The sequence below is a fragment of the Virgibacillus sp. genome, assembly GCF_013393565.1.
Lineage (GTDB): Bacteria > Bacillota > Bacilli > Bacillales > Amphibacillaceae > Virgibacillus > Virgibacillus dokdonensis.
The window spans coordinates 1-5,988 of sequence record NZ_JABXHF010000115.1 but is presented as its reverse complement, the minus strand read 5'-3'; the positions used below and the strand labels follow the sequence as shown (position 1 = coordinate 5,988).

Annotated in this window: 7 protein-coding genes; 4 read left to right on the top strand and 3 right to left on the bottom strand. The window is 31.4% G+C overall.

The genetic code is table 11. The features are described 5' to 3' along the window. Window positions 1-853: Tle-like phospholipase domain-containing protein (locus HLX49_RS16825; RefSeq protein WP_296363346.1), on the bottom strand; the 853-nt coding region annotated here is incomplete at its 3' end. A 101-nt stretch (window positions 854-954) separates the two neighbouring features. Between HLX49_RS16825 and HLX49_RS16820 the strand changes: the two genes are divergently transcribed. The 3 genes from HLX49_RS16820 to HLX49_RS16810 all read left to right on the top strand — a co-directional run bounded on the left by HLX49_RS16820 (window position 955) and on the right by HLX49_RS16810 (window position 3,232). Continuing rightward, window positions 955-1,236 (top strand): hypothetical protein, encoded by a 282-nt coding sequence (locus HLX49_RS16820; protein ID WP_077703354.1) that lies wholly within the window; start codon window positions 955-957, stop codon window positions 1,234-1,236. A gap of 409 nt (window positions 1,237-1,645) precedes the next feature. Then, the gene (locus HLX49_RS16815) at window positions 1,646-1,939 is read left to right on the top strand and encodes a DUF1433 domain-containing protein (RefSeq protein ID WP_296363344.1); all 294 of its coding nucleotides are present in this window, start codon (window positions 1,646-1,648) and stop codon (window positions 1,937-1,939) included. Window positions 1,940-2,191: 252 nt separating this feature from the next. After that, entirely contained in the window at window positions 2,192-3,232 is a 1,041-nt protein-coding gene (locus tag HLX49_RS16810; RefSeq protein WP_296363341.1) for a serine hydrolase, read from the top strand. Between the two features lie 135 nt (window positions 3,233-3,367). Here HLX49_RS16810 and HLX49_RS16805 read toward each other — a convergent pair whose 3' ends face one another. After that, window positions 3,368-3,754 (bottom strand): YhjD family protein, encoded by a 387-nt coding sequence (locus HLX49_RS16805; protein WP_296363339.1) that lies wholly within the window; start codon window positions 3,752-3,754, stop codon window positions 3,368-3,370. 355 nt (window positions 3,755-4,109) lie between these two features. Between HLX49_RS16805 and HLX49_RS16800 the strand changes: the two genes are divergently transcribed. Then, window positions 4,110-4,778, top strand: a complete 669-nt coding sequence (locus HLX49_RS16800) for a hypothetical protein (protein WP_296363337.1) — start codon at window positions 4,110-4,112, stop codon at window positions 4,776-4,778. Between the two features lie 875 nt (window positions 4,779-5,653). On the opposite strand, the gene HLX49_RS16795 is transcribed toward HLX49_RS16800, so the two are convergent. After that, a complete protein-coding gene (locus tag HLX49_RS16795) occupies window positions 5,654-5,803 on the bottom strand; it encodes a hypothetical protein (RefSeq protein WP_176087306.1) in 150 nt (49 codons plus the stop codon). Window positions 5,804-5,988 lie beyond the last annotated feature (185 nt).

Genomic DNA, 5,988 nt, shown 5'->3' with positions numbered 1-5,988 from the left:
CACTGTTTTTTAATTCCAGTGGAGAAGATAGTAACTGTCCCCGGATTTTTTCACCATATAATAGGTGCGGGAGTAAATATCCTTCTTCATTAAACATCTCTTCACTTAAATAGTTCTTGATACCATGTGTCTTAAGGGTTTTTCCGTTGTTATCTGCTGGGTCGCCGACATAGTATACGGAGCCAACCGACTGGTTATAAAAAGTTCCAACGAGGTCGTCAGGGTAAGTGTAAGAAATAATATTATCTTTAAATTCTCCATTTAAAGCTCGTTTCTGATCTTCTTTGTATAAAAGATTAAACACATCAGCTGCAGCAAAAGTAACAGCGTTTGAGTCATGTTTGACAGCGAAATACTGAGCAAGACCTCCACCTAGAGAATGTCCTGTAAAAACGATGTTATTTGCTCCATGTTTCTTTACATATTTTTCAACAACCTGTTCAGCTTCTGTAAATTGATTTTTGTTGGTATACGTGAGGGTTTTATCTTTGGAGTTGAGTTTCGCTTTCCCCGTTGTTAAAGCTGCGTCTTGAGATGGAGTTCCTAAATAAGGTGTTTTTCCATATTCTTTTTTGGTATAATCGGAATCACCAAGAATAATTCCATGAAGATCCTCTTCATAATCTTTAAGAGAATCTGGCTCTGTGCCCCTGAAACTGATAACGATTTCATTTGTGGCGGGGTTTTTGAGCACATAACCGTCTAATCCAGTATCAGCGCTTTTAATGGTTTCGATAGGATACCAAGAAGTTTTTACGTCATCACTTATCTTTATTTTTATTTGTAGAACGTCATCTTGATATGTATTTTCAGATATAGTAGCAGCCTCTAAATCTTTAATGTGATTATTCAATTTATCCTGCCCCTTATTATTTTAATTAGATGAGGTGAACCGCTTTGAAAATATTTAATATTGTTTTAATTATATTTATTATACTATTAGGAGGTTGTAATGTGAACTCTAGTCAAAAAACTTATGATGATGAAACATCAGAAAAAGCAAAGTCAATTGTTAAGAGTTATTTAATCAATAATTATCATGGCGTCGAAGATATTGAATTAGGTGAGCTATATCAATCGCCTATGGGAAGTATGACAGTTGATGGTAAAGTTAATGGTAATGAAGAATTTTCTATAACCTTTACTGATAAATTAAAGGTTAGAAGTCTTGTGGTAAAAAGCAAGAATTTTCCGGAAGAAAAAGAGCAATGTAAAGAAAAAGACTGTAATTATTGAAATCTACCCAAAATGCTATAAAATCTTGCTGTTGATAGTTGCTTGGAAACATATGTAGTTTTTACAGATTACTCTAAAACGTGAAGGAAAGGTTTGCGACTATTAGAAGAAGATATGATACATATAAAATAAAACTCCTAGTATATTATTGATATAAGGTCACCTGTTCTATCTCTCAAAAGCTTTGAGAATGCATTTTTTTGTTCCAAGCTTTTTATTTTAAATTTGTTGAAATAAGGTAGATAACTGGAGTTATTAAGAATTACTCTGGATTTTGCTGTAAGAATTCGCCATCATTTCGTCCTCCATCTTTTGATATTAGTTAATCAGTTAGGATGTGGTACGAATGAAAAAACTGTTCATTTCAACAATTTTTATTATTACAATTATACTATTAGGAGGTTGCATTGTGAACTCAAATCATGAAGATTTTGATGATGAAACAATTCGTAAAGCTGAAGAATCAGTTGAAAGGTTTTTAAAAAATAACTATAAAGATATCCGTACAGTAGATTTTGAAAAAGGTGATTATAGTACTCCTATGGGAGGAATGGTAATTAGCGGAATAGTTAATAATAATAAAGAAGCGACTTTCTCTATCGGCATTGATTATCAAAGTAACTTTAGAGTTGGTTCGATATCCGAAGGGAATGAATTTCCTGAAATAAAAGAGGAATGCAAAGAAAGAACATGTGATTATTAAAAGAGTCAAATTGACAAAAGCAAAAGAAGATATACTTTTTCACTAGCGTTGCATAAATAACGTCGTAATTTCAGTTTTAATATTTTTTCTTAAGAGAGCCAAAAAATGTAAATTAGTGAATATTTAGGGTGTTTTTAATATTTTGTTTTAATCAATGCAACGCTAGTGAAATAATGTGTGTTCGAGAGAAGACACAAAGGTAGGTGACTAGAAACTATGGTCGTTATAATATTATCGTTAATAGTAATTGTTATGGTTTTTATAAGTTTTCTTGTTGGTATAAAACAGTATAAACGAAATTTAAAGAATAATGAATATGATTTGCTAGAATATTTAGAGAAACATAAAGATAACTTATCAATCACTATAAAAGAAGATGGACATGACACTTTAACATTTAATCAAAATGTTAAATTTCCACTGGCAAGTACAGTAAAGATAATAATTGCTTTTAATTTTGTCAGATTGGTTACAACCTGTAAACTTTCTTTATCTGAAAAAGTGAGTCTCAGCTATATTGACAAGTTTTATGTTGTAAATACTGATGGTGGGGCACATCCTGAATGGAAAAAATCAATAGATAATTCTAGTGAAGTATCATTGTTAGACGTAGCTAAAGGAATGATGCAATTTAGTTCAAATGCTTGTACAGATTATCTAATGAATAGAATTGGGTTAGATGTTATTAATGAGAGCTTAAGAGATTTGCAAATTAATACACACGATAAAATCACTTATCTAACGCCTTCCGTATTAATGCCGGGATATTTATCAAATAAGAAGAAAATAGCAACTACAAAGATGCAAACTATGAAGTCCGCTTCCTACCAATCATTATCAGAAGAACTATTTAAGAAAACGGAACAAGGAGAATGTGAAGATTTAAAAGAAAAAACATCACGAATGTTGAGTCGGAAAATTCAGTATTTAATAACTGAGAAGCTTCCATCTTCTACTACAAAGGATTACGTAGACCTTATGTATAAACTTGGAAAAGAGATTCTTAGTGATGAAGAGAAAAAATTATTTAGTGAAATATTAATTGGGGAAAATATAAAAGGAAATCAAGATGATTACTTCTGGTATAAAGGAGGAGCAACTCCATTTGTGTTAACTTCTTCTCTGTATAAAGAAAACGCAGAGCACTCTATTGTTATTTCACTATTCATGCGTGATGAAAAAGCCGAAGATTCATATTGGATACAAAATATCTTTAATGATTTCATATTCAGTATAGCCACCGACATTGATTTAAAGAATAAAGTAAAATCAATATTTAAAGAAAATATGTGAGTGAATACAATTCAAAGCTCAAGAAAAAATAAAAAAAGAAAAACTTAGTCTTTCTCTTTTTGCAAATCTTAAACATAGATCCTTTTGGCGAAAAATTGAAATAATAATTTTAAATCTATTAAATACAACATTTTATTACTCCACATCCGGTGGTATAAAATTAACATAAGTGGCTCTCTTTTGCTCAAAGCCTACAGCCTTATATAAATATCTGGTACAAATTTTAGCGGTCATTTCTCGCAGTTGATATGGCGTATATTCCCAAACCCCAGTTTTATTTTTATGCTGCCACTTATATGTGGTTTTGCCAATCCTTTTAATATCCAAATGGTATTGGCTATACAGTTGCCTTTTAGTGGCAGCTAAATCTATTCCAATGAGTCTAATGGCTTCATCCGTAAAGTCCAGATAAAAGTCGGGATCGTGAAAACCATCAAAATATTGTTGTTCGTGTTTAAATACAGCTATTGCAAGAGGCATAGCTATAAAGTTCACAGCGAGTTGTTTGAGTTCTCTATCCATTTTATCACCTTTTAGAACGTTTGTTCTTATTATAAGTAACTAATTAATTTTTATCAATTACAATAAATGGTATACGTAAAGTATGAAGCAAATTAACGTGGTATCATTTTCGTAAAATATGGATCTTGAGTAAGATAATGGAGAGGAATATGTAAAAATGAATAGAAAACTAAATATTTTGATGTTTTATAATACAGTTTTTCATATAAACAATTTTATTCTGATCCTACTTGTATATCTCTTTGGATTAAATAGCATTGCAGCTCTGTGGTTTTTTACCCCTTTTATCTCTATTCTCTTTACAACTTCAATGATAGAGAATTCAAAGAAGATACTAAGTGGAACGGTTAGGAAATTGTCCATTATAGATTTTCTGTCACGGTGTTTCGTTTTATTTTTTAATTTTTTTGCACTAAGTAACTTAGTTCATATCCCATATATTTATCTATTTGGTGTAGGCATCATTTTCATGATGATAAATATTTATGTTGAAGTGAGGATGAAAAAGCTGTTAAGTCATATTCAACAAAAAGATGTAGAAGGGGGTTCCTTAACAAAGGAAGAATTTAATGATTTGATTGATGATTACGTTAATGATAAATCTTCTAGTGAAACTAGTAAAAGTGTTCGATCTATTGTCTATATGGGGTATTCTAACGTTTTAATAATTGTATTAGTAATTGGAGGCATTATATCGTTTGATTTATTCGGAGTAAAAAACAGGTGGATTGTTCTTTTAATTGTATTTCTATTTTTGGCGATTTATTTATATTTAACAGCAAGAAAGATTAGATCTTATTATAACGATGAAAAAAGAATAAAAGCAATAAATATAAGAGATAATATCACGCTTGTAATAGGATTATCAATCATCTATATATTGCACGGAGTGGTTTATATCGGGGAATCAACCTTTAATTTCTTTGGTATTTTTCTGGCTTGCGCATTCTTTTTGCCAACCTTTAAAACAAATCAAGCGATTCGATCTAATTTTTATAAAACAAATAAAAATAAACATAAGTAAAAACTCAGGATGAAAATCGTGTTTCTAAACATTCAATACATAGCAAGCTTTTGCTCATAATAAAAACACCTCCTGCAATCATAATCGAGACGAGTTAAAGGCATGTGGTGATCTTTGTAAGAAAAGAAAGATTTCAATTGTTACAATTAGGGAAAAAGGAGGTCGTTAACATTGAAAGAGGGTTCTATACAAACGATTCTAGGAAATGGTACTTTTATTATATGTGCGTTTTTAACTGTTAAATTAAGCGGTAGAACCTTGCTAGAAAGTTTTATAGTATCTTTAATGGCGTGGGGCATTTTCAAATTAGTGACATCCAAGAAAATGAAATTATAATTTTTAAGCTAGTGAATACAACGTTTTTTACTTCACACCTGACGACACACAATACAGAAGTAGCTTTTAATGGCCTCATAGGTAAAATCCAAGATCATGAAAACCATCAAAATATTGTTTGGTTATGTTTGAATTACAGCTATTGCAAGAGTAATGGCTATAAAGTTCACAGCGAGTTGTTTGAGTCTTTATTCATTTTATCATCTTAGAGAACGTTTATTTTTATTGCAAGTAACTAATTATTTTTATCAATTGTAATTTTTAGCAAGACGATTAACATGAAAAAGATGGTTAGATCAAAAATGGGACGTACATTTACCATACGCAGCGCATTCCCCAAGAATGGCATAGTAAAAGTTGCTATAATGGCTACTACGAAACAAAGTATAACTATAATAAAAACTTTTTGTAATGAAGTCATAATTACTCCTTTCATGGTATATAACATTCTTAGAAATATCTATAGTGGAAATTATTTAAATTCATAATAGGATTTTTGGGTGTATAGAAAAAAGTCCAGTATAAACACACTTAGTGAACTACTCACCACTTAGCTTCGCTTGAAGTGGGAGCTTCTCATTTCCACGACGAAAGCAACCTTTCGTCTCCATGAGCGTTACTTCGGGAAGTTCCTGCCCTAGATGTCCGACGAATCGGAGTTTCTTTCGTACCTTGGATATTTTACGCATGGAAGGATTCGCTTGGTTTTCGCATTATTAGTTTCTCCATGCAACCTCATATATCCAGTTCAAAGAACACTTCATGCTCTTATGGTAACATGCGTTCGGTCAATTAGCATGTCTAAAGACGTACTTGACCGAAAGCCAATTCATCTCCACCTTACCGCTGGGATTTCACCCTTCACACGCTTGAA